The following is a 20,740-nucleotide window of genomic DNA, read 5'->3' on the forward strand; positions in this document are numbered from 1 at the left end:
AAATCCCCGGATATTTCCGGGGATTTTTTGGCTTAACACAGATTCTAAATCTTATTGTTTTGAATCTTTTTGATATATAATATTCCTTTCTATAAATCTGTAATAGGTTTGTACTTCGGAACAAGAAGTTTCATAATACTCCAAGCCAGAATATAAGCAACAGCACAGTAAGTAAACATAATGGTGTATCCTGTTTCTATGCTCCCTTGTTTTTCGTAAAAATCAAATAGAGGTCCTCCGATTTTTGAGATAATTACACCGCCTATTCCGCCTGCCATTCCTCCAATACCGGTAACAGAAGCTACTGTTTTTCTTGGAAACATATCGGACACTGTAGTGAAGATATTGGCGCTCCATGCCTGATGTGCAGAAGCACCGAGGCCAATAAGGATTACCGGAACCCAATAGCCGAATGAACCTAAAGGCTGAGCAGCCAAAACAATTAAAGGACATAAGGCAATAAATAGCATGGCACGCATTCGTCCGTCATATGCCTGATAACCTTTCTTGATAAAATACATTGGGAACCACCCCCCGGATATACTACCTACCATTGTCATACTATACAATACAAAAAGAGGAAGGGCAAGCTCTTTTCCAGTCAGATGGTATTGTCCTTCCAGATATTTAGGCAGCCAGAATAAGAAAAACCACCATACACCATCAGTGAGAAACTTTCCTGTAGCAAAAGCCCAGGTTTGTTTATACTGCAAAAGTCTGAACCAGGGAACTTTTTTAGCAGCCTCTGGATTTTCACTTTGGTCCACACTCTGGTCTACATCACTACGGATATAAGCCAGTTCTTCAGGAGATAGCTTCTTCTGTTTTTCAGGTGTTTCATATAATATAAACCAGAAAATAAGCCATAGAAAGCCTATGCCTCCGATTATCATAAATGTGGATTCCCATCCGTATTTTTCAGAGAGAACAGGCACTGTTAATGGTGCTAAAATAGCACCAATGTTACTTCCTGAATTAAAAATTCCTGTCGCTAAAGCACGTTCCTTTTTAGGGAAATATTCTGCTGTTGTTTTTATTGCTGCAGGAAAATTCCCGGATTCTCCAATTCCTAGTACTCCCCGTGCAATAACGAATCCTAGTATAGATACAGGAACGCTTGCCAATCCAATCCAGTCCATCACAGAATTGGCTGCATTGCCAATATCTATCGCATGAGCATGCATCATGGCACCGAGGCTCCATATGATAATAGCAATTGCAAATCCCCATTTTGTCCCTAGTTTATCAATAAACCTTCCCGCAAAGAGCAGGGATATGGCATATACAAACTGGAAGACTGCTGTAATATTTCCGTAATCGCTGTTGCTCCAGCCAAACTGATGGGTAAGTTCTGGAGCCAGAAGGCTGAGAACCTGGCGATCTAAATAATTAATTGTTGTAGCAAAGAATAAAAGACCGCAAATTGTCCATCTGTATTTTCCGATACTTTTTTCCATAATCTAAATGCTTATGGTTATAAAAGTACATCTAAAGGAGCCGGATCCATATCATCATATCGTTTGTTTTCGCCACCCATGCCCCATATAAATCCGTAATTGGAAGTACCGGCACCAAAGTGTACACTCCATGATGGGGAAATAACAGCCTCGTGGTTTTTCATAATGATGTGGCGGGTTTCTGTAGTTTCACCCATCATGTGAAATAATCTCTGATCTGCATTCAGATCAAAATAAAAATAGATCTCAGTTCTGCGGGTGTGGGTATGTGCCGGAATAGAATTCCATACACTGCCTTCTTCCAGAACAGTAAGACCCATTACGAGCTGGCAGCTTTGGATACCAGCTTCGTGGATGTATTTGTAAATTGTTCTTCTGTTAGATGTTTTACCGTCACCCAGTGTTACAGGAGCAGCCTGTTCTTTCGTATATTTTGTTGTAGGATACTCCTTGTGTGCAGGAGCCGATAATAAGTAATAGGTTGCAGGGTCTGCAGGATTATCACTGGAAAAAGTAACTTTTTGTGCGCCTTTCCCTACGTACAGGCAATCTAATTTCTCCAGTGCATACTTTTCGCCATCTACTTCTACAGAGCCTTTTCCGCCAACATTAATGATCCCTAATTCTCTTCTCTGAAGAAAGTAATCTGCTTTTAGTTCTTCATGAGTTTTCAGTTCTGTCGATTGTTGTACAGGCTTGGTTCCGCCTACAATAAGTCTGTCGTAGTGTGAATATGTAAGGCTGATGTTGTCCTCAGTCATAAGGTTTTCTACCAGGAATTCCCGGCGCAAAGATGCAGTATCCATCGTTTTGACCTCGCGGGGACTGCTCTCAAATCTAATTTGCATGATTGTAATGTTTTTATCGTTATTAGTTTTTTTTGTGGTCATCAAGAATATTGTATTGATTATATAATATCTCAATACATATTCCTTAATTTATTGCACAGATGATCATAGAAAGGACCTAGCGTCCCATCCATCCGCCGTCGACGGTAAGAATTGTACCGTCAACATAATCACTGGCTGAAGATGAAAGAAAGACTGCAGGACCTGCAAAATCTTCCGGGGTCCCCCATCTGCTTGCAGGTATTCTGTCCAGAATAGCCTTACTGCGCTCTTCATCGTTACGTAAAGCTTCTGTATTATCTGTCGCAATATAACCCGGCGCAATACCGTTTACGTTGACACCTTTAGAGGACCATTCGTTGGACAAAGCCTTGACTAAACTGGCCAAAGCTCCTTTGCTGGCAGCGTATCCCGGAACATTAATCCCACCCTGAAAACTAAGCAGAGAACAGGTAAATATAATTTTACCCTTCCCTTGATCGATCATTTTTTTACCTACTTCACGAGCCAGGATAAATGGTGTATCGAGATTGATATTGATTACAGAATCCCAGTATTCGTCAGGATGTTCTGCAGCAGGTTTTCTAAGAATGGTTCCGGCGTTATTGATGAGAATATCTATGCGGGGATGATTGGAGTTGAGTTGCTGAATAAATTCATAAACATTATCCCTGTTTTCAGCATCCATTTTATAAAAATGGAAATTTCTTCCCAGTTTTTTTACTTCTTGCTCTATTTCAGAATCGGCTTCTATACTACGGGATGCAATAATAATATCAGCACCTGCCTGAGCAAGGCCTATAGCCATTCCGCGGCCAATACCTTTATTGCCTCCTGTGACCAGAGCAGTTTTGCCGCTAAGGTCAAATAATTTGTTCGTCATGGTTGGTTTTAGTTTTTCCAAATATATAAATTAATTATGAAGTATGAATGACTAAATACAACCTCTGTGAATTATTCATCATAATGTGATAAAAAGATAAATGTATATCACCATAATAGATATTTTTAACAATTTGTTAAAATATAGAAAGGATTATTAGTCTAAATTTGAGCCTAAAATCTGATGACAATTAATATGGTTAAAATTCTTGAATACCAGACAGAACATTTTGCAGACCTTACCTCTTATACATTACCCGAAGAACAGGCTATGTTTTCCAGAGTACCGGCAGAAGTACTAAACAATCCCAGAATAGATGATGAAACAGACCGGTTTTACTACACTATTATGTATAATGATAAAGCTGTAGGATTCTTTCTTCTGGAATTTGTACATGACAGATGGTACAAGCCTCAGGATGAAACAGTAGCATTGTTAAGATCACTTACTCTAAATCCCGAATTTCAAGGAAAGGGGATTGCTAAGGAAATGATGATACAGCTTCCGGATTTGGTAAGAAAACAGTTTCCTGATGTAAAAGAAATTGCTTTTGGTGTGAATTTTAAAAATACATCAGCTTATCAGATGTACCTGAAGGCAGGGTATCAGGATTCCGGTAAAAGTTTCGACGGACCTAAAGGACCACAACATATTATGGTAAAGGAATTATAATCTCAAACTTTTATACTAATTATATAGCGTATATATCCTTAAATACCTAATAATTCGAAGGAGTTTGAATACTGTTTTTTGGAATATCGTAAATTCATTTAAAATTAAATCATGACAGAAATTGTTCCTTATAATAATGAGCACTATGAAGCGCTCACATCTTATATATTAGATGAAACGCAATCTCAGTTTTCACTTGTGCCCAGAGAAATTCTGGACAATCCTCAAATAATGGAGAATAAAAGACGTTTTCAGTACACCATCTTACATGAAAATAATGTGGCAGGCTTTTTCTCCCTCGATTTTTCCTCAGATCTTCAGAATTACTCGGATAATGCTAATGCAGTATTGCTCCGTGCTTTGTCTATGAATCCGAAATTTCAGGGAAAAGGGATCGCTAAGTCAGCAATGATTATGCTTCCTGAATTTGTAAAACAACAGTTTCCTGAGGTTGAAAAAATTGTATTTGGTGTAAATGCAACAAATGAAAATGCCTACAAACTTTATCTGAAAACAGGTTACTTGGATTCAGGAGAAATTTATGAAGGAAAAAGGGGACCGCAGTATATAATGGTAAAGGAACTTTAAGCCTTTGCCAGGAATGCATCAAAGGCAGCCAAAATACTTACTGTTCCGTCAGCTTCTATTTTGTCCAATTTTACCAATTCGATTTCGTTAATGCTCAATGCATCGAAAGGTTTCTGAACACGAACATAGTTCTCTGTATAGCCATACATCAAGCCATCTTTGTTTTCATGTTCCCAAAGCACTGGTAATGTTTTACCAAGTTGCGCTTGATAGAAAGCCATTTTCTTTTTCTCTGAAAGTATACGAAGCATTTTGTTTCGTTTTTTTCTTTCACCAACAGGAACAACGCCCTGCATAGTCGTAGCTTCAGTGTTTTCTCTTTCAGAATAAGTGAAAACATGCAGATAAGAAATAGGAAGTTCATTCAGGAACTGATAGGTTTTCATGAATTCTTCCTCAGTCTCTCCCGGGAATCCTACAATAACATCAACTCCAATACATGCGTCAGGCATTACCTCACGGATTTTAGAAACTCTGTTTCTGTAAAGCTGTGTCAGGTAACGGCGCTTCATTTTTTTCAGAACTTCATCACTACCGGACTGAAGCGGAATATGAAAATGTGGTACAAAACTTTTACTCTCTGATACCAGATCAATAGTTTCGTCTTTCAGTAAGTTTGGCTCGATAGAAGAAATTCTGATTCTTTCGATTCCGTTTACCTGGTTAAGTTCTTTTACCAGATCAAGGAAAGTGTGTTCATGTCTTTTGTTTCCGAATTCACCTTTACCATAATCCCCAATATTAACACCGGTTAGTACAATTTCTTTGATATCCTGACTTGCGATTTCTTGGGCGTTTTTAATAACGTTTTCTACAGTATCCGAACGGGAAATACCTCTTGCTAAAGGAATAGTACAATAAGTACATTTATAATCGCATCCATCCTGAACTTTAAGAAATGCTCGGGTTCTGTCACCTATGGAATAGGAACCAATAAAGAAATCTGCTTCTTCAATTTCGCAAGAATGTATTTCTGCAAGATCTTCAGACTTTTCTAAATCGTTCAGGTAGCTAAGAATATTAAACTTCTCTTTTGCCCCCAATACAAGATCCACACCTTCAATCTCAGAAATTTCTTCAGGTTTTAGCTGGGCATAGCATCCGATAATAACAACAAGGCCATCAGGATTAGCTTTTAAAGCTCTCTTTACAATCAGCTTGCATTCTTTATCTGCATTTTCGGTAACCGAACATGTATTGATCACAAAAACATTAGCCGCATCATCAAACGAGACCTTCTTATAACCTGCATCTGTTAACTGACGGGCAATAGTAGAAGTTTCTGCGAAGTTGAGCTTGCATCCTAATGTGTGAAATGCAACTGATTTTAGACCTGATTCCATAATTAAAAACGAGAGTGCAAATTTACGAAATAATTATAAAATTATACCGGGGTGCTTTTATACTTTAATGGATGTACAAATTGCTTTGTCGTGTACAAAAGAGATATGCAGCTAAATAGCCGGGTATTATTTATTATCTATGACTGATATTTATACCTCTAATTCATTTATAAACTTCATATTTATTGCTAGTTAAAACATTTATATTCTAATATATGGTCTGTTATTTTTATTGTGTCTTGGTGATAAAAACATTATCTTAGAGTATATAATTTTACCTTTTGTGCTTAACTTAAATTCGCTTTAATTAATTTATTACATTTGTTAAAACTATTAACCAAAACATGAACTTTGACTCTAACGTCCCACATACCCGTGTCAACATACTAACGGGTGAAAAAGTATTAGTGTCGCCGCATCGTAATAAAAGACCCTGGCAGGGGCAGACGGAGGCGATATCTTCTGAACGGAGAAATGAATACGAACCGGAATGCTATCTGTGTCCGGGGAATAAAAGATCTGACGGCACTATTAATCCCGATTATTCAGATCATTTTTCATTTGTCAACGATTTTTCTGCTTTATTAAAAGATACTCCCGATCATCAGTCAGATGAAGAAGGACTTTTTCTGACCGAAAATATTAAAGGAATCTGCAAGGTACTTGCATTTACCCCAAGACATGATCTTACCCTTGCTACGATGGATGAAACTTCTATTGAATCTGTTGTAGGTTTGTGGCAAAAAGAGTTTGAAGAACTTCGGTCAAACGATTGGATTAAGTACATCCAGATTTTCGAAAATAAAGGAGCTGTTATGGGTTGCAGTAATCCACATCCGCATGGACAGATTTGGGCTCAGAATACAATACCTGTGGAGTTGGAGAAAGAGTCTGTACAGCAGAAGAAATATTTTGAAAAACATCAGAATACATTACTAAAAGCTTATCTGGAAGCTGAACTAAAAAAACAGGAACGGATTATTTATGAAAACGATTCTTTTGTTGTTTTGGTTCCGTTCTGGGCGGCATGGCCTTTCGAAACAATAGTTATAAGCAAGCGCGCTGTACAGAATATATCAGAGTTTAGCGAATCAGAAAAAAAGGATCTGGCAAAGGCTCTTAAAGTTTTAACGGTAAAATATGATAATCTGTTCAAAACTTCTTTTCCTTATTCAGCGGGAATTCATCAGGCGCCTGTTAACTCCGGAGATTTCCCGGAATGGCACTGGCATATGCATTTTTATCCGCCATTATTAAGATCAGCTACGGTAAAAAAATTTATGGTGGGCTACGAAATGCTGGCTAATCCACAGCGTGATATTACACCAGAGCAGGCAGCTCAGCAATTAAGAGAACAATCTTTAACACACTATTTATCTGTTTAGACATGACAACAATTTCAAAACAATATATAACGGAGAAATTTGAAGAAGTATTTGGCCAGGCGCCAGATGTTGTTTCCAAGTCCCCCGGAAGAATTAATATTATAGGAGAACATACAGATTACAATGATGGATTTGTTCTTCCTGCAGCAATTGATAAATACAGTTATGTAGCAATAGGTCATCGTAATGATGATGAAATTCATTTGTTTTCTCAGTTGTTTAATGAAAAACTAAGCTTTAAATTATCAGAGATTGAGGCATTGGAAAATTCCTGGGCCAATTATATTTTGGGTGTGGTGTACCATATTCAAAAGAATGGACATCAGTTAAAAGGTTTTAATATGCTGATTGACGGAGATGTTCCTTTAGGAGCAGGAGTTTCTTCATCTGCTTCTTTGGAAAGTGCTGTGGCAGTCGCTTTGGATAAGATATTCAATTTAGGTTTGTCCAAATGGGATATGACTAAAATTGCACAAACTGCAGAGCATACCTTTGCCGGCGTAAAATGTGGGATTATGGATCAGTTTGCTTCCGTTTTCAGTAAAGAAAATAAGGTAGCAAAATTAGACTGCAGAAGCTTGGAATTCGAATATTTCCCTTTAGAGTTGGGTGATTATACCTTGCTTTTACTTAATACCAATGTGAAGCACTCATTGGCTTCTTCGGCTTATAATGAGAGAAGAGAAGCTTGTGAAAAAGCTGTGGAGATTATCAGTAAGGATTTTCCTGATGTAAAATCATTGCGGGATGTAAATAGCCTGATGCTTCGGGAATATTTATATTCTGATTATCCGGAGCTTTATGTTAAAGCAAGTTATGTTCACGATGAGAATCAAAGAGTAGAGGAGGTCTGCAAAGCTTTGGAAAAAGGAGATCTGGCAACAGCAGGTTTATTCCTGTATGCGTCTCACGAAGGTTTGAGTGAACACTACGAAGTGAGTTGCGAAGAACTAGATTTTCTGGTGGATGAAGTAAGACAATATCCGGAAGTATTGGGTGCAAGAATGATGGGGGGCGGATTTGGTGGTTGTACGCTGAATCTGGTAAAGAAAAGTTTTGTACCGGAACTTATTGCTAAACTAAAACCGGCATATGAAGCTAAGTTTAATCTGGAGTTAACTCCTATAGAAGTTGTACCTTCTGAAGGCGGACATGTTCTTTAAAATTTGCAATATTTATGAATTATAGACCTGAATCTCAGAAATTCCAAAAGGAAAAAGAAGGGAAAAGTATAGACCTATTTCAGCTTAAAAATAAAAACAATACAGAAGTTTTTCTCACCAATTACGGGGCAAGAATTGTAAGCTTTTTGTTTAAAGACAAGAATGATAATGTTGTAGATGTCAATCTTGGGCACTCGAGTATAGAAGAATATCTGGAGCCTAAAGGCAATTTTTACGGATGTGTGATAGGTAGAGTGTGTAACAGGATTGGTGGAGCTGAGTTTACACTAAATGGTAAAGATTATCAGCTAAATCCCAATATCCCGAATAATCTTCTGCATGGTGGGGAAAATGGTTTTCATACAAAGGTTTTCGATGTAGAAAGTACAGGAGACAACTTTGTGAAAATGTCTTATTATTCGAAAGATGGTGAAGAGGGGTTTCCAGGTAATGTAAAAGTAAAGGTTACCTATACTCTGACTGAAGAAGATGCTCTGGAGATTTTATTCGAAGCCGAATCGGATGAGGAAACGCCTTTTAATATTACCAACCATGCCTTCTTTAATCTGAATGGAGAAGGGAATGGTGATACGTTGGGACACCAGCTTCAGATTTTTGCGGAAAAATATTTACCGGTAACGGAGAATGTAGTTCCAAATGGGACACTGGAATCTGTAGAAAATACACCATTTGATTTCAGGGAAGCAAAAACTATCGGTCAGGACATTAACGCAGAGAACCATCAGGTAATTTTGGGCAGTGGTTTCGATCATACTTATGTACTGAAAGAAACATTTGATTCGGAGTTGCTGCATGCTGCAAAAGCAACCGGAGATCTTACAGGAATTGTTCTGGATGTGTATACAGATCAGCCGGGAGTGCATTTATACACCGGGAATTTTATGGATGAAACACATACTTTAAAGTCTGGTAAAACAGATGGAAGAAGAGAAGCTTTTTGCCTGGAAACACAACGTTTTCCGGATGCTGTTCACCATGATCATTTTCCTTCGGTTATCCTGAAACCGGGAGAAAAGTTTGCTTCTAAAACGGTATTTAAGTTATCTAATAAGTAATTGATCCAGTTTTGCCCTGACAAGGTTTGCGTATATATTGATGTAATTTAACTTTTTGATTTACACCTTATAGGTTTCTAAAACCTATAAGGTGTGTATATGAAAATAAAGCCTTGTCAAGGTTATGGGTCCTGACAAGGCTTATTTGCATTAAATAGCCTTGAGTTGCATCTTGATGAGGTTTGTCAATTATTTAATATACATCATCTGGCTGTATAAATTCTCAATATGCAGGATTCGGCTAAAAGGACTTTTGATTGAGGAAAGCGATTTGTTATGATTGATATAGCTATAGCGGGAGGCCAGGTTGTTCATATTAGAAACCAGAACCAGCCAGCATTCATCTACATCCTTTTTATAGATTCGGAATTTTTTATTTTTTTTATAAATAGCCTGAGCTATTTTTTCGGAATTCAGTTCGTCAAACAATGACAGGTTATAATCTAAAACAAGAAGAACACCTTTATTATAGGGTGTTCTTCTTATTTTTTGTACGTATTTAGACTTCTTATTGTCGGTAATGCAGCTGATGATTTCCTGTTCTACCATTTCTGGTTTTTTGTGGAAATCATTATCATGTTCATTTAAGCTTAGATAATAGATTCCGGAAAAATTTTGTTGAGTTTTTTCTAAGTATTTTTCAATATTCCGGAAGATTTTAGAAATCTGGGTTTCTTTTTTCTTCAGTTCAAAATGATTAATGATTTCTGAAACTTCTAAGCCTATTTTTTTGTCCTTGTATTTTATAATAAAGTCGGGGCTTTCACAGATTAAGTTTTCAATTTCAATTTCCGGAAAGTGGTGGAAAAGGGAAGTGATGAGCAGCAATTCCAGCTTTTTCTGATATTCCTCTCTCTCAGACAGACGAGCCCTCTCAATCTGCTGATACCAAAGGTTGAGGTTGTTTTGGTTAATGTTTTGGCTGTTTACACACAGTTCCAAACTTTTTTGTAAATCCTGAAACGAAATCATAGCTGGCTGAATTTCAATTCTCTACTGATATAAAGCTAAACATTTTTTTTCATATAAAGGGCTATGTGTCAAAATTTAAGATTAAATTCATATTGTATATTTGTAAACAGAATAATGAAAAAAAATATGGATTTTAGAAATTTTACCATTCCTTTTGAAATCAATCCAGAATATAAAAAACGTGTAGCTTACTTTTCCATGGAGTTTGCAGTAGACCAGCCCCTGAAGATTTATAGTGGCGGGTTGGGTTTCTTAGCCGGATCGCATATGAGAAGTGCTTATACACTGAAACAAGATTTGGTGGGTATTGGAATTCTATGGAAATACGGATATTATGATCAGGCGAGAAATCAGGATCAGACCCTTAATGTAACCTGGACAGAGAAGAGTAATAATTTTCTTCAGGATACCGGAATAAAATTTCAGATAGATATCCACAGTGCCCCGGTTTGGGTAAAAGTATGGTATCTGGCTCCGGAAACTTTTGGAACGGCTCCTATTTTCCTTTTGTCTACAGATATTCCGGAGAACGATTATATATCACAAACGATTACACACAGACTTTATGATGCCAATCAGGCAACTAAAGTGGCCCAATATATTTTATTAGGAAAAGGTGGCGCAAAGCTTTTGGATGAGATGAATCTCGGAAGGGATATCTACCACCTGAATGAAGCGCATGGATTACCAGCGGCTTTTTATCTGTTGCAGAAGTATAAAGATCTGAATGAAGTAAAGAAAAAGTTGGTATTTACTACACATACACCCGAAGAAGCCGGGAATGAAAAACATGATTTTCATTTGTGTTATAATATGTCTTACTTTTCAGGAATCAGTGAAGAGGAAGTACGTAGAGTCTCCGGAACGGATGGTGAGGTATTTAACCACTCCTTGTGTGCATTGCGAATGGCACATATTGCGAATGGGGTTTCTAAGCTGCATGGTGAAGTTTCCCGCGAGATGTGGGGTAAATATTCAGGGATTTGTGATATTAAATCCATTACCAATGCTCAGGATTATAATTTCTGGGCAGATGAGAAGCTTTATGCTGCAAAAGATAACGGGGATATTGCGGGCTTTGATGAGCGTAAGAAAATAATGAAGTACAGAGGTTTCAAAATTGTATCCGACCAAACCGGAAATATATTCAATCCCAATGTTTTTACGATGGTATGGGCGAGACGTTTTGCAGGATACAAAAGAGCAGACTTGCTATTGGAGGATCAGGAACGTTTCCGTAGACTAATGGAAAATACACAATATCCGATTCAGATTATCTGGGCAGGGAAGCCTTATCCGTTGGATTATCCGGCTGTTTCTACTTTCAATCGTCTGGTGGAAGAAAGTAAGAAATATAAAAATATGGCGGTGCTTACAGGTTATGAAATCTATCTGAGTAAGTCATTAAAGAGAATGTCTGATGTATGGCTGAATAATCCACGTGTGCCGCGTGAAGCGTCTGGTACCAGTGGTATGACGGCTGCAATGAACGGATCGGTGAACTTTTCTACAGATGACGGTTGGGTTCCGGAGTTTGCAAAACCCGGAGAAAACTCTTTTGTAGTTCCTAAAGCTGATTATAATAATATGAGTACTTACGATCAGGATTTGTATGATCTGAACACGCTTTATGATCTGCTGGAAAATGAAATTCTGCCAACCTATTATGATCGTCCGGATGAATGGCGGAAAATTGCTCAGCGGGGGATGGAAGATGTACGTTACGCTTTTGCAAGTGACCGTATGGCAGACGAATATTACAAGGAAATGTATAATTAAGATATCAGACTTTATAGGTTGCCAAGCCTGTAAAGCGTATGAAAATAATCAATGTAAACAAAAAACAGACTGCCGGTAGCAGTCTGTTTCCTCTATATAGATGTTAATTGGTGTATTAACGGGTGAACAAAAGTTCTCTGTATTTAGTCAACGGCCAAAGCTCATCGTCAACCATCATTTCCAATGAATCAGAAGCTTCTCTGATAGTATCGAATAAAGGTTTTACTTTGTTGCAGTATGCTTCTGCCTGCTTATGGCTGTCTTTTGTGTTCTTAGCTTTCTCTTTTTCTGCTAATAAGTTGTCTACACCAATTTTGATGTTAGAAACATTTGCAGAAATCTGAGTAATAAGACTGATTTGTTCTTTTGCTAAATTCTGGAATTCTTTGTCTCCAAATATTTCCTTTAATCCTTTAACATTCTCAATTAATCTGTTCTGATAATTAAGAGCAGCAGGGATAATGTGGTTTCTTGCAATATCGGCCAATACTCTTGCTTCGATATCGATAACTGTAGAGTATTTTTCGAATTTAATTTCGTTTCTTGCTTCAAATTCTCTGTGAGAGAAAATACCTAGCTCTTCATAAAGATCAGCAAATTTCTTATCCATTTCTTGTTTAAGAGCTTCAGGAGTAGTCTTCAAGTTGTTTAGACCTCTCTTTTTTGCTTCTTTAGCCCAATCATCAGAATAACCGTCACCTTCGAAAAGGATATTTTTCAATTGCTTGATATATTCTCTAAGAACGTTGAAGATCGCTTCGTCTTTCTTCAGTCCTTTTTCAATTAAAGCATCTACTTCTGCTTTGAATACTTTTAGCTGCTTAGCTGCGATTGCATTCATTACAGTCATAGGCTCTGCACAGTTTGCAGAAGATCCTACAGCACGAATTTCAAATTTGTTTCCGGTAAAAGCAAATGGTGAAGTTCTGTTTCTGTCAGTATTATCCAGAAGGATTTCAGGAATTTTTCCTACAACATTTAATTTTAATTCGGTTTTTTCTTCCGGAGATAATTTTCCATCAGTTACTTTTTCCAATTCTTCAAGAACAGAGAACAGTTGGCTTCCGATAAATGCAGAGATAATAGCTGGTGGAGCCTCGTTTGCACCTAGCCTGTGATCGTTGCTTGCGGAAGCAATACTCGCTCTTAATAAGTCTGCATAATCATGTACAGCCTTTAGAGTATTTACAAAGAACGTTAAGAACTGTAAGTTTTTTTTAGGGTTTTTACCTGGGCTTAGTAAGTTTTCTCCTGTATCCGTAGCAAGGCTCCAGTTATTATGTTTTCCGCTTCCGTTTACACCGGCAAATGGCTTTTCATGGAATAAAATGTGGAAATGGTGCTTGTGTGCAACCCTTGCCATAACATCCATTAGTAGAGAGTTATGGTCTACCGCTACGTTTACTTCTTCGAACATTGGAGCAAGCTCAAACTGGTTTGGCGCAACTTCGTTGTGACGAGTAGTTACAGGAATTCCCAGTTTCATACATTCTATTTCCAACTCTTTCATGAAGTTCATTACTCTTGTAGGAATAGAACCGAAATAGTGATCATCCAGTTGCTGTCCTTTTGCCGGAGAGTGCCCTAGAAGTGTTTTTCCAGTTAGTACAAGGTCTGGACGGGAAATATATAAAGCTGAGTCTACAAGAAAGTATTCCTGTTCCCAGCCTAAAGTAGGCATAACTTTCGTTACGTTTTTATCAAAGTAAGCTTTACAAACATCTGTAGCAGCTTCGTCAACAGCATTCAAGGCTCTTAATAAAGGAGTCTTGTAATCCAGTGTTTCTCCTGTATAAGAGATAAAGATAGAAGGAATACAAAGGGTCGTTCCCATAATAAATGCAGGTGATGTTGGATCCCATGCAGTATATCCTCTTGCTTCGAAAGTGTTTCTGATTCCACCGTTAGGGAAAGAAGAAGCATCTGGTTCCTGTTGAATCAGCATTCCACCGTTGAAACGTTCGATAGCTCTGTCTCCTTCAATCGGAGTAAAGAAAGAATCGTGCTTTTCAGCTGTAGAACCTGTTAATGGCTGAAACCAGTGAGTGTAGTGGGTAACCCCCTTAGACATAGCCCAGTCTTTCATTGCAACAGCAACCTGATCTGCGATATGGCGCTGTATTTGTGATCCTTTTTTTATAGCATCCATAATAGAGCTGAATGCTTCTTTGGTAAGGTATTCTCTCATCGTGTATTCAGAGAATACATTGGAGCAGAATAATTCTGAAAGTTTTCCGGGAACTTCTACGAAATTGTCTTGTCTGTAATTTCGGAAAGGAAGTTCAGCTAAGGCTTTAAATCTTAATGTTGACATTGTTGTGTTGGTTAAGTGATGCAAATTTAGATATTTTTTGAAATAAAATAACAATACCCCTGTTTTTTTTAGGGGTATTGTGTAAAATTTAACATTTGTTTTTATTGAAACCTGTAATCTGCCTCGGGTAGAGTATTGTTTTTTAAGAAATCTTCATAGTTGGCTGAAAGCTTTTTTCTGCCGTAATTACTTTTGAAATCCAGATTTCCAAGACGAATTTTGTCTTTTCCGTAGCGACGGTTAAGCTTGTCCATTGCTTCCATAATATTTTTGTGTCTGTCGAAATGATCTTCTTCAAAAAGGCTTATAAGTCTTTCATCCTCCGGAACAAAATCGTTAATCCATACACCGGCTCTTTTGTAATGATAGCCTTCAATAAATATTTTGTCCAGGAGCTTTGCCGCGATTTTAGCAAGATCTATTGAAGAACTTACGGGATTTTGGAAATGAAATGAAATAGCATTTTTATATTCCGGAAGATCCTTCCGGAATCGGTTGGTACCTACAAATACAGTAAGTGTCTTGCAGCAGCTTTTTTGTTTGCGGAGTTTCTCGCCTGCAGAAAAAGCGAATGAGCAGATACGTTCCTGCAATTCTTCTTTGGTGGTCACCATTTCCATAAAGCTTCGGGTAACGGCAATAGATTTTTTGCCAGAAGTATTAGAGGTTTCCAACTGTGGAATACCTTTTAGTTCGTTTACAAGGCGAATACCATTTATACCCATTTCCTTGCGTATCCATGGTTCCGGTTTGCTCAAAAGATCATAAGCTTTATAGATACCGGCATCTTTCATTCGGGCACCCAATCTGCGGCCGATTCCCCATACATCTTCTATGTTCAACCATTTAAGAGCTTTTTCTATATCTTCCGGTTTTTCCAGAATAAAAAGTCCTTCAAATTTTGCCGGATTTTTCTTGGCTATTCTGTTGGCAAGTTTAGCTAAAGTCTTGGTTGGAGCAATTCCTACACTTACGGGGATGCCTTCGGTGTCCATTAAATCCTGTTTTAGTTTTATGCAGTGGTCTGCAATATTGATGTATTTAAAACCTGAAAGATTTAGGAACGCCTCGTCTATACTGTAAACTTCTACGTCAGGAGCATATCTTTTTATGACATCCATTACATGCTGGCTTCTGAAATTGTACAATTCGAACTTCGCAGAGAGGCTTACTACATTATTTTCCTGAAAAAACTTTTCATATTTAAAAGTAGGGGCTCCCATAGGAATTCCCATAGCTTTAGCCTCTTCGCTTCTGGATATAATACACCCATCATTGTTGGAAAGTACAACAACGGGTTTGTCGATCAGATCGCTATCCAGCGCCCGTTCGCAGCTTACAAAAAAATTGTTGCAGTCGACCAGAGCAAACATGAAAATTTTTGTGCAAGTTAACTCGAAAAAACAAAATAAAAATGAAGTTGTGGATAAAAACGGATAGGTATTCTGAATGAAAAATTATCTTTTGATAAAGAATTTTTGTGTGATGTAATTAATCCAATTACTGAATAATGATCTTTACTGGATATTAAAAAATACTATTTTGGTACAGTATAGAACTTAATAATTAATTTGTAATTTTATAATTGTAAACATCTATTTTTAATTACATAAATATATAATATGAAAAAAAGTTTTTTTGCTATTGCTACCATTCTTTCATTTAGTTTTACATCGCAAGCACAAATACAACCGGTACATATCTTTTCCGGAGATCTGCAATCGGGTACAGGTACTAAGCAGGAGATTGATCGTTTTGCAGGAAAATACTCCAGCGAGGGAGAAAAAACAGGAGTTCTGGCTTTTGATATTTTACAAAAAGGAACTAATATAGAGGGGGTAGCTAATTACAGTACTTTTGGAAAAAAAGCAAAAAAGCTAACATGGACTGTTAATGGGTATGTGAAAGGAGGTGTGGCGTATATCAAATTCAAAGACAAGAAAGGTTCTGTTGTAGCAGAAGGAAAGCTAAATGTAGACGGGGAAGATACTATTGTTTTCAAACAAACTACATCATACGGACTAATACCTCGTTATTCAGTATTACTTAGATAGTTTAATCTGTTTTTTGTTCCTGGCTTTCCAAGAAATAAAAATAGACTTGAGTATAAAATTTTATAAACCGCAAAAGGCTCAAAAAAGTTCTGCATTTTCAGAAAAAACATTTGAACCTTTTGCGGTTAGTAGTTTATTTAGTCAACGATTCAGATATCTTGTTCAGTAGTTCTTTAGCTGCATTCAGATCCTGATTCCAGCCGGCATGTCGCTTGTCATTATTGAGTTTACTGATAGCTAAATCCAGAGCATTGAGATTTCCTGTATCTTTTTTTGCTTTTAAAAGTTTTTTTACAATCGATATTTTCTCATAATCCTGTATACCTTCTAGTAATCGCTCGTAGCGAATAGATCCTCTGGCTTGTGGATAGACAATATAAGTATCTCCGGCTGGCCATGTTCTGAATCTTGAGTCTACCAATGGATTTTCTACCCAGGAATTGAATGCCCAACGCAATGAGCCATTATATCCTGCGGCCATTGCATACCAACCCATATATGTAGATTCTGCAGGATCCGAGAAGGTAAACTGATTAGGGAAATTATTGCCGCAATAAACATAGAAGGTTGTATTCAGTCCTCTGGAATTACGGTCTTTTAAATCCTGAGATGATAACGGATGCTGTACAGCTGTACTCACATCTCTGCTGTCAGGATAACGTTTAAAAGTTTGTTGGTTGTCTGCATAAGAAACTCCCAAAGCAGGTGCTACTTTTTTTATAAGGGCAAAGGCTGCACCCATTTCATTCTTGTCTCTTTCGTCTAAAGCTATATTGGTGATTTCCAACCAACCTTTTTTCTTTTGGTGCTTTACGAAATCTTTAAGGAAAGGCTCCCAAATCTTTACAAATTCATCTGTACCCGGTTTGGCTACAACGTCAACAAATTTACCTGTGGCAGCATCTTTATAATGGATTTCGTTATTCCACGGAACAATAGAGTAGCAGTTGATCATCTTTTTGACACCCAGATCCATCATGAAGGAAACCCATTTATCAAATACCGTATAATCATAAGACCAGCTTCCGTCTTTTTCTTTTGTCCAGATAATCATATCTTCATAAGGATCCTGGGTCTGAACATGCCATGGATCTTTATTTAGTGTAGTAGTGATTACTTTCTGGCCTAAATTGGCTAACATCTGCATTTGTGGTTTTAGGGCTTTGAAGTGTTCATCGCTCCAGACTGGTACATTATTAACGCGGGCTACAGCTGAGGGATGTTGCCATTGGTCGAGATGGAATGTCCATTTAGAAGGTTCCGGAAGAACCATGTCGATAACATCCAGAGATATATTGAGTTCCTGCTGTTTTGTCGTAGGAGAAGTGATCTGTACGTTAGCATTATAAGTGCCTTTTTCTGCATTTTTTGGGATTGTTATTGTAATCCATACAGGTCTTACTTCTTTTTTTTCTATGTTAAATGACGTAAGGTCATCCAGCATATCCGGAGATAAAGATGCACTGAAATCCTGAGGTTTTCTCCATCCGCATCCGGGACCAAATTCATCTGTTATAACATAACGTTCGAATCTGGCATAACCTGAAGGTGCTGTTTTCTTTCCGTTTTTAGAGGAGAAATCGGATACCTGTACTTTGACATCCGAAATGGGATCAGTTGTCCAAAGTAATACCTGAGCAGACAAACGTTCTCCTTTCCATCCTTTTAAGTATATAGTATTGTTCTTTATAATGACAGGTGCCTGATCTTTACTATAACGTTTATCAATACTCACAAAAGAACTGTGTAAGCCCGGGGAAATACCTTTCCATGTTTCTTCGGCATTCTTTGTTTTCATAGAAGCTTCTGTAAAGGTCTGGCCTTTGTTCCATGCTGTCTGTTGGGCAGGTGTCATACTGGGAAATCCTGCAAGAGCACTTAGACAAAAAAGTGCATACAATCTTATCTCATTCATAATTAATTAAATGGTCATGGTTTAGTCGGATAAAATTATAGAAAACCGCCTTATATAACAAATTGTTTTATAGTTAAATGAAGATTCTAAATTATAAAGTTTCAGTTCAACCTCTGATAATTTATTCAATTTGTATACTTTTTAATTAATTTTGAAGTTGTATGATTAATCTTTTATTGAAATAAAATATAACCTGTAAAATAACTGAAATGATGAGAAAATTTATTGCATTATCCGTAATTATGATTTTTATTGTATCCTGTAGTAATAGTAATGATGGGTTTAGTAACGGATCATCGGACTATAATCATACCCGCTCTGTTGGAGCTTCTTCTAATGATTTTTTAAGTAATAACAGGTATAACTCGTTGCAGATAGAAATACAATATATGCCGGGATACGCACCCGATGCTCAGGCAGTAGAGAGCCTTAAGAGTTTTTTATCGGCCACACTGAAAAAAGACGGTGGTATTACAATCCGGCAAAAGGAAATTTCTGCAGCATCATCAGGAAATTTATCTGCAGAAGAAATCCGACAAATTGAAAATAGTAACCGTACAGTTTTTACAACCGGAAGTACACTGGCTGTAAATATTATTTATACTAACGGGCAATACTCTGGTGGTGCCAATACACTCGGAATTGCTTACCGGAATACTTCAGTAGCATTGATGGGGAAAACAATTCGTGATAATTCCGGAGGGTTTGGTCAGGTAAGCCGATCAAAACTGGAAGCTACAGTATTGGAGCATGAAATAGGTCATCTACTGGGGTTGGTAGATTTAGGATCAAAAATGCAGATAAACCATAAAGATGCGAATAATGGAAACCATTGTGATAATAAAAGCTGCCTGATGTACTATGCATCGGAAACTACAGACGTTTTAGGCTTTCTTAATGCAGGGAATATTCCGCAGTTAGATGATAATTGCAAGGCTGATTTAAGAGCAAATGGAGGGCGCTAATTGGGTTTGAATATTGTTCAGGACAAAATGACTTGCTCATTAGTTTGGGTGAAGGCAGATATTTAGCGTTGTAGTTTCATTTTTAAGCACTATTTTAGTGGGGTTAAAACTAATTTAATCGATATGAAAACTCAGACAGGACGAGCCTATATTCCCTGGATAGACTTGCTGCGCATTGTTGCGTGCTTTATGGTAATTATTTCACACAGTTGCGATGCCTTTGTCGGATCTTTTGATAATAGTTTCAGCTTTCATACCGGAGTTTTCTGGGGCAGTCTTGTAAGACCATGTGTTCCGCTTTTTGCAATGATGTCCGGAATTCTATTATTTCCTGTAACAACAGATTTATCTACATTCTACAAAAAAAGAATCGGACGCATTGTAATCCCTTTAATCTTCTGGTCCATTGTTTTGCCTTTGCTGTTTTTCCTGTATCTTAATTATATAAAGGCAAGTAACAGCGCGGTTATTGATCTTTCTAATTTTACATGGCAGGCTACGCTAAAAAAGATAGGAACATCAGTCTTTAATTTTAATTATGACACAACACCCTTGTGGTATCTTTATATGCTAATAGGTGTTTATCTTTTTATTCCGATTATAGGCGTATGGCTAAATACTGCTTCGGCTAAAGATATCCGTATTTTTCTGGCCTTCTGGGGTGTATCTCTTATGGCACCATATATCAAGATGGCTGCTCCTTTGCTGGGATATACAGGTAATTATGATAATTCAGGTATTTGGGGTGTTTGTAATTGGAATGAATTTGGAACTTTTTACTACTTTTCCGGATTTTTAGGTTATATTATTCTGGCATATTATCTGGTAAAGTATCCACTGAACTGGACATGGAGTAAAACACTTTCGGTTGCCATACCTTTGTTTATTATAGGGTTTGCAATTACTTTTGCAGGCTTTCTGATTACCCAGAAGTATTTTCCGGCTAGTTATGCCAATCTGGAAATTGTATGGTACTTCTGCAATATTAACGTCGCAATGATGACGTTTGCAATGTTCATTGTTTTTCAAAAAATCAATATCAAAGAATCCAAAATACTGAAGAATATATCATCGGAGACATTTGGTATTTTTCTTTGTCATTTTATCTTGGTACAGGCATTTACAGATGTGTTTCTTCATCTGGATTTTCTTCCTGCAACAGCCAAGATTTTGGGTATTGCTATTGTAAGCTTCCTGACGAGTTACGGGGTAACAATATTGTTGGGTTCTAATAAAATAACAAGCCGTTTTGTGAAGTAATTGGCCTCTTGAGTCAATCGTTACTAAGAATAAAAAAAAATTAAACTATCTTTGGTTAAAATCTGT

Annotated in this window: 17 protein-coding genes; 9 read left to right on the top strand and 8 right to left on the bottom strand. The window is 37.3% G+C overall.

Going from position 1 to position 20,740, the window contains the following annotated elements; translation table 11 throughout:
• Positions 1-89: 89 nt before the first annotated feature.
• The 3 genes from BAZ10_RS00555 to BAZ10_RS00565 form a co-directional block, all read right to left on the bottom strand.
• The gene (locus BAZ10_RS00555) at positions 90-1,457 is read right to left on the bottom strand and encodes an MFS transporter (protein ID WP_078770367.1); all 1,368 of its coding nucleotides are present in this window, start codon (positions 1,455-1,457) and stop codon (positions 90-92) included.
• Positions 1,458-1,474: 17 nt separating this feature from the next.
• A complete protein-coding gene (gene kduI, locus BAZ10_RS00560) occupies positions 1,475-2,305 on the bottom strand; it encodes a 5-dehydro-4-deoxy-D-glucuronate isomerase (RefSeq protein WP_078770533.1) in 831 nt (276 codons plus the stop codon).
• A 118-nt stretch (positions 2,306-2,423) separates the two neighbouring features.
• Positions 2,424-3,188, bottom strand: coding sequence for an SDR family NAD(P)-dependent oxidoreductase (locus BAZ10_RS00565; RefSeq protein ID WP_078770368.1), 765 nt, complete (start codon positions 3,186-3,188; stop codon positions 2,424-2,426).
• A 195-nt stretch (positions 3,189-3,383) separates the two neighbouring features.
• Between BAZ10_RS00565 and BAZ10_RS00570 the strand changes: the two genes are divergently transcribed.
• Together BAZ10_RS00570 and BAZ10_RS00575 are read left to right on the top strand one after the other, a co-directional pair.
• Positions 3,384-3,860, top strand: coding sequence for a GNAT family N-acetyltransferase (locus tag BAZ10_RS00570; protein WP_245803707.1), 477 nt, complete (start codon positions 3,384-3,386; stop codon positions 3,858-3,860).
• 111 nt (positions 3,861-3,971) lie between these two features.
• Positions 3,972-4,448, top strand: a complete 477-nt coding sequence (locus tag BAZ10_RS00575; protein WP_078770370.1) for a GNAT family N-acetyltransferase — start codon at positions 3,972-3,974, stop codon at positions 4,446-4,448.
• Here BAZ10_RS00575 and mtaB read toward each other — a convergent pair.
• Positions 4,445-5,791, bottom strand: a complete 1,347-nt coding sequence (mtaB, locus tag BAZ10_RS00580) for a tRNA (N(6)-L-threonylcarbamoyladenosine(37)-C(2))-methylthiotransferase MtaB (RefSeq protein ID WP_078770371.1) — start codon at positions 5,789-5,791, stop codon at positions 4,445-4,447. The two genes, BAZ10_RS00575 and mtaB, sit on opposite strands and share 4 nt — an antisense overlap.
• 344 nt (positions 5,792-6,135) lie before the next feature.
• On the opposite strand from mtaB, the gene BAZ10_RS00585 reads away from it, so the two are divergent.
• The 3 genes from BAZ10_RS00585 to BAZ10_RS00595 are packed head-to-tail and all read left to right on the top strand — an operon-like array spanning position 6,136 to position 9,415.
• Complete coding sequence (locus BAZ10_RS00585) at positions 6,136-7,176, top strand: UDP-glucose--hexose-1-phosphate uridylyltransferase (protein WP_078770372.1); 1,041 nt, start codon at positions 6,136-6,138, stop codon at positions 7,174-7,176.
• A 2-nt stretch (positions 7,177-7,178) separates the two neighbouring features.
• Positions 7,179-8,339, top strand: a complete 1,161-nt coding sequence (gene galK / locus BAZ10_RS00590; protein WP_078770373.1) for a galactokinase — start codon at positions 7,179-7,181, stop codon at positions 8,337-8,339.
• 14 nt (positions 8,340-8,353) lie between these two features.
• Positions 8,354-9,415 carry an aldose epimerase family protein gene (locus tag BAZ10_RS00595; protein ID WP_078770374.1) on the top strand — a complete coding sequence of 354 codons (1,062 nt, stop codon included), beginning with the start codon at positions 8,354-8,356 and terminating at the stop codon, positions 9,413-9,415.
• A gap of 189 nt (positions 9,416-9,604) precedes the next feature.
• Here BAZ10_RS00595 and BAZ10_RS00600 read toward each other — a convergent pair whose 3' ends face one another.
• On the bottom strand, positions 9,605-10,387 hold the full coding sequence (locus BAZ10_RS00600) for a hypothetical protein (RefSeq protein WP_059322628.1): 783 nt from the start codon (positions 10,385-10,387) through the stop codon (positions 9,605-9,607).
• A 126-nt stretch (positions 10,388-10,513) separates the two neighbouring features.
• Between BAZ10_RS00600 and glgP the strand changes: the two genes are divergently transcribed.
• Positions 10,514-12,166: an alpha-glucan family phosphorylase gene (gene glgP, locus BAZ10_RS00605; protein ID WP_185116491.1), complete on the top strand. Its 1,653-nt coding sequence runs from the start codon at positions 10,514-10,516 to the stop codon at positions 12,164-12,166.
• Positions 12,167-12,281: 115 nt separating this feature from the next.
• Here the strand turns inward: glgP and BAZ10_RS00610 are convergent, their stop codons facing one another.
• Complete coding sequence (locus BAZ10_RS00610) at positions 12,282-14,480, bottom strand: glutamine synthetase III family protein (protein ID WP_078770376.1); 2,199 nt, start codon at positions 14,478-14,480, stop codon at positions 12,282-12,284.
• A gap of 101 nt (positions 14,481-14,581) precedes the next feature.
• Positions 14,582-15,853, bottom strand: coding sequence for a Y-family DNA polymerase (locus tag BAZ10_RS00615; protein WP_078770377.1), 1,272 nt, complete (start codon positions 15,851-15,853; stop codon positions 14,582-14,584).
• Positions 15,854-16,102: 249 nt separating this feature from the next.
• Between BAZ10_RS00615 and BAZ10_RS00620 the strand changes: the two genes are divergently transcribed.
• A complete protein-coding gene (locus tag BAZ10_RS00620) occupies positions 16,103-16,534 on the top strand; it encodes a hypothetical protein (RefSeq protein WP_078770378.1) in 432 nt (143 codons plus the stop codon).
• A gap of 133 nt (positions 16,535-16,667) precedes the next feature.
• Here the strand turns inward: BAZ10_RS00620 and BAZ10_RS00625 are convergent, their stop codons facing one another.
• Positions 16,668-18,449 (bottom strand): DUF4091 domain-containing protein, encoded by a 1,782-nt coding sequence (locus tag BAZ10_RS00625; RefSeq protein WP_078770379.1) that lies wholly within the window; start codon positions 18,447-18,449, stop codon positions 16,668-16,670.
• Positions 18,450-18,658: 209 nt separating this feature from the next.
• Between BAZ10_RS00625 and BAZ10_RS00630 the strand changes: the two genes are divergently transcribed.
• Together BAZ10_RS00630 and BAZ10_RS00635 are read left to right on the top strand one after the other, a co-directional pair.
• Positions 18,659-19,414, top strand: coding sequence for a zinc metalloprotease (locus BAZ10_RS00630; RefSeq protein ID WP_078770380.1), 756 nt, complete (start codon positions 18,659-18,661; stop codon positions 19,412-19,414).
• A gap of 123 nt (positions 19,415-19,537) precedes the next feature.
• Positions 19,538-20,674, top strand: coding sequence for an acyltransferase (locus BAZ10_RS00635; RefSeq protein ID WP_078770381.1), 1,137 nt, complete (start codon positions 19,538-19,540; stop codon positions 20,672-20,674).
• Positions 20,675-20,740: the final 66 nt, after the last annotated feature.

Origin of the sequence: Elizabethkingia occulta (assembly GCF_002023715.1) — a bacterium.
Taxonomy (GTDB): Bacteria; Bacteroidota; Bacteroidia; order Flavobacteriales; family Weeksellaceae; genus Elizabethkingia; species Elizabethkingia occulta.

Excerpts from the sequence above, each read along its gene's own strand:
- BAZ10_RS00625 (WP_078770379.1), bottom strand. The coding sequence starts at position 18,449 with ATGAATGAGATAAGATTGTATGCACTTTTTTGTCTAAGTGCTCTTGCA.
- galK (WP_078770373.1), top strand. The coding sequence starts at position 7,179 with ATGACAACAATTTCAAAACAATATATAACGGAGAAATTTGAAGAAGTA.
- BAZ10_RS00610 (WP_078770376.1), bottom strand. The coding sequence starts at position 14,480 with ATGTCAACATTAAGATTTAAAGCCTTAGCTGAACTTCCTTTCCGAAAT.
- BAZ10_RS00595 (WP_078770374.1), top strand. The coding sequence starts at position 8,354 with ATGAATTATAGACCTGAATCTCAGAAATTCCAAAAGGAAAAAGAAGGG.
- kduI (WP_078770533.1), bottom strand. The coding sequence starts at position 2,305 with ATGCAAATTAGATTTGAGAGCAGTCCCCGCGAGGTCAAAACGATGGAT.
- BAZ10_RS00565 (WP_078770368.1), bottom strand. The coding sequence starts at position 3,188 with ATGACGAACAAATTATTTGACCTTAGCGGCAAAACTGCTCTGGTCACA.
- BAZ10_RS00630 (WP_078770380.1), top strand. The coding sequence starts at position 18,659 with ATGATGAGAAAATTTATTGCATTATCCGTAATTATGATTTTTATTGTA.
- mtaB (WP_078770371.1), bottom strand. The coding sequence starts at position 5,791 with ATGGAATCAGGTCTAAAATCAGTTGCATTTCACACATTAGGATGCAAG.
- BAZ10_RS00585 (WP_078770372.1), top strand. The coding sequence starts at position 6,136 with ATGAACTTTGACTCTAACGTCCCACATACCCGTGTCAACATACTAACG.
- BAZ10_RS00570 (WP_245803707.1), top strand. The coding sequence starts at position 3,384 with ATGGTTAAAATTCTTGAATACCAGACAGAACATTTTGCAGACCTTACC.
- BAZ10_RS00635 (WP_078770381.1), top strand. The coding sequence starts at position 19,538 with ATGAAAACTCAGACAGGACGAGCCTATATTCCCTGGATAGACTTGCTG.
- glgP (WP_185116491.1), top strand. The coding sequence starts at position 10,514 with ATGGATTTTAGAAATTTTACCATTCCTTTTGAAATCAATCCAGAATAT.
- BAZ10_RS00555 (WP_078770367.1), bottom strand. The coding sequence starts at position 1,457 with ATGGAAAAAAGTATCGGAAAATACAGATGGACAATTTGCGGTCTTTTA.
- BAZ10_RS00615 (WP_078770377.1), bottom strand. The coding sequence starts at position 15,853 with ATGTTTGCTCTGGTCGACTGCAACAATTTTTTTGTAAGCTGCGAACGG.
- BAZ10_RS00600 (WP_059322628.1), bottom strand. The coding sequence starts at position 10,387 with ATGATTTCGTTTCAGGATTTACAAAAAAGTTTGGAACTGTGTGTAAAC.
- BAZ10_RS00575 (WP_078770370.1), top strand. The coding sequence starts at position 3,972 with ATGACAGAAATTGTTCCTTATAATAATGAGCACTATGAAGCGCTCACA.
- BAZ10_RS00620 (WP_078770378.1), top strand. The coding sequence starts at position 16,103 with ATGAAAAAAAGTTTTTTTGCTATTGCTACCATTCTTTCATTTAGTTTT.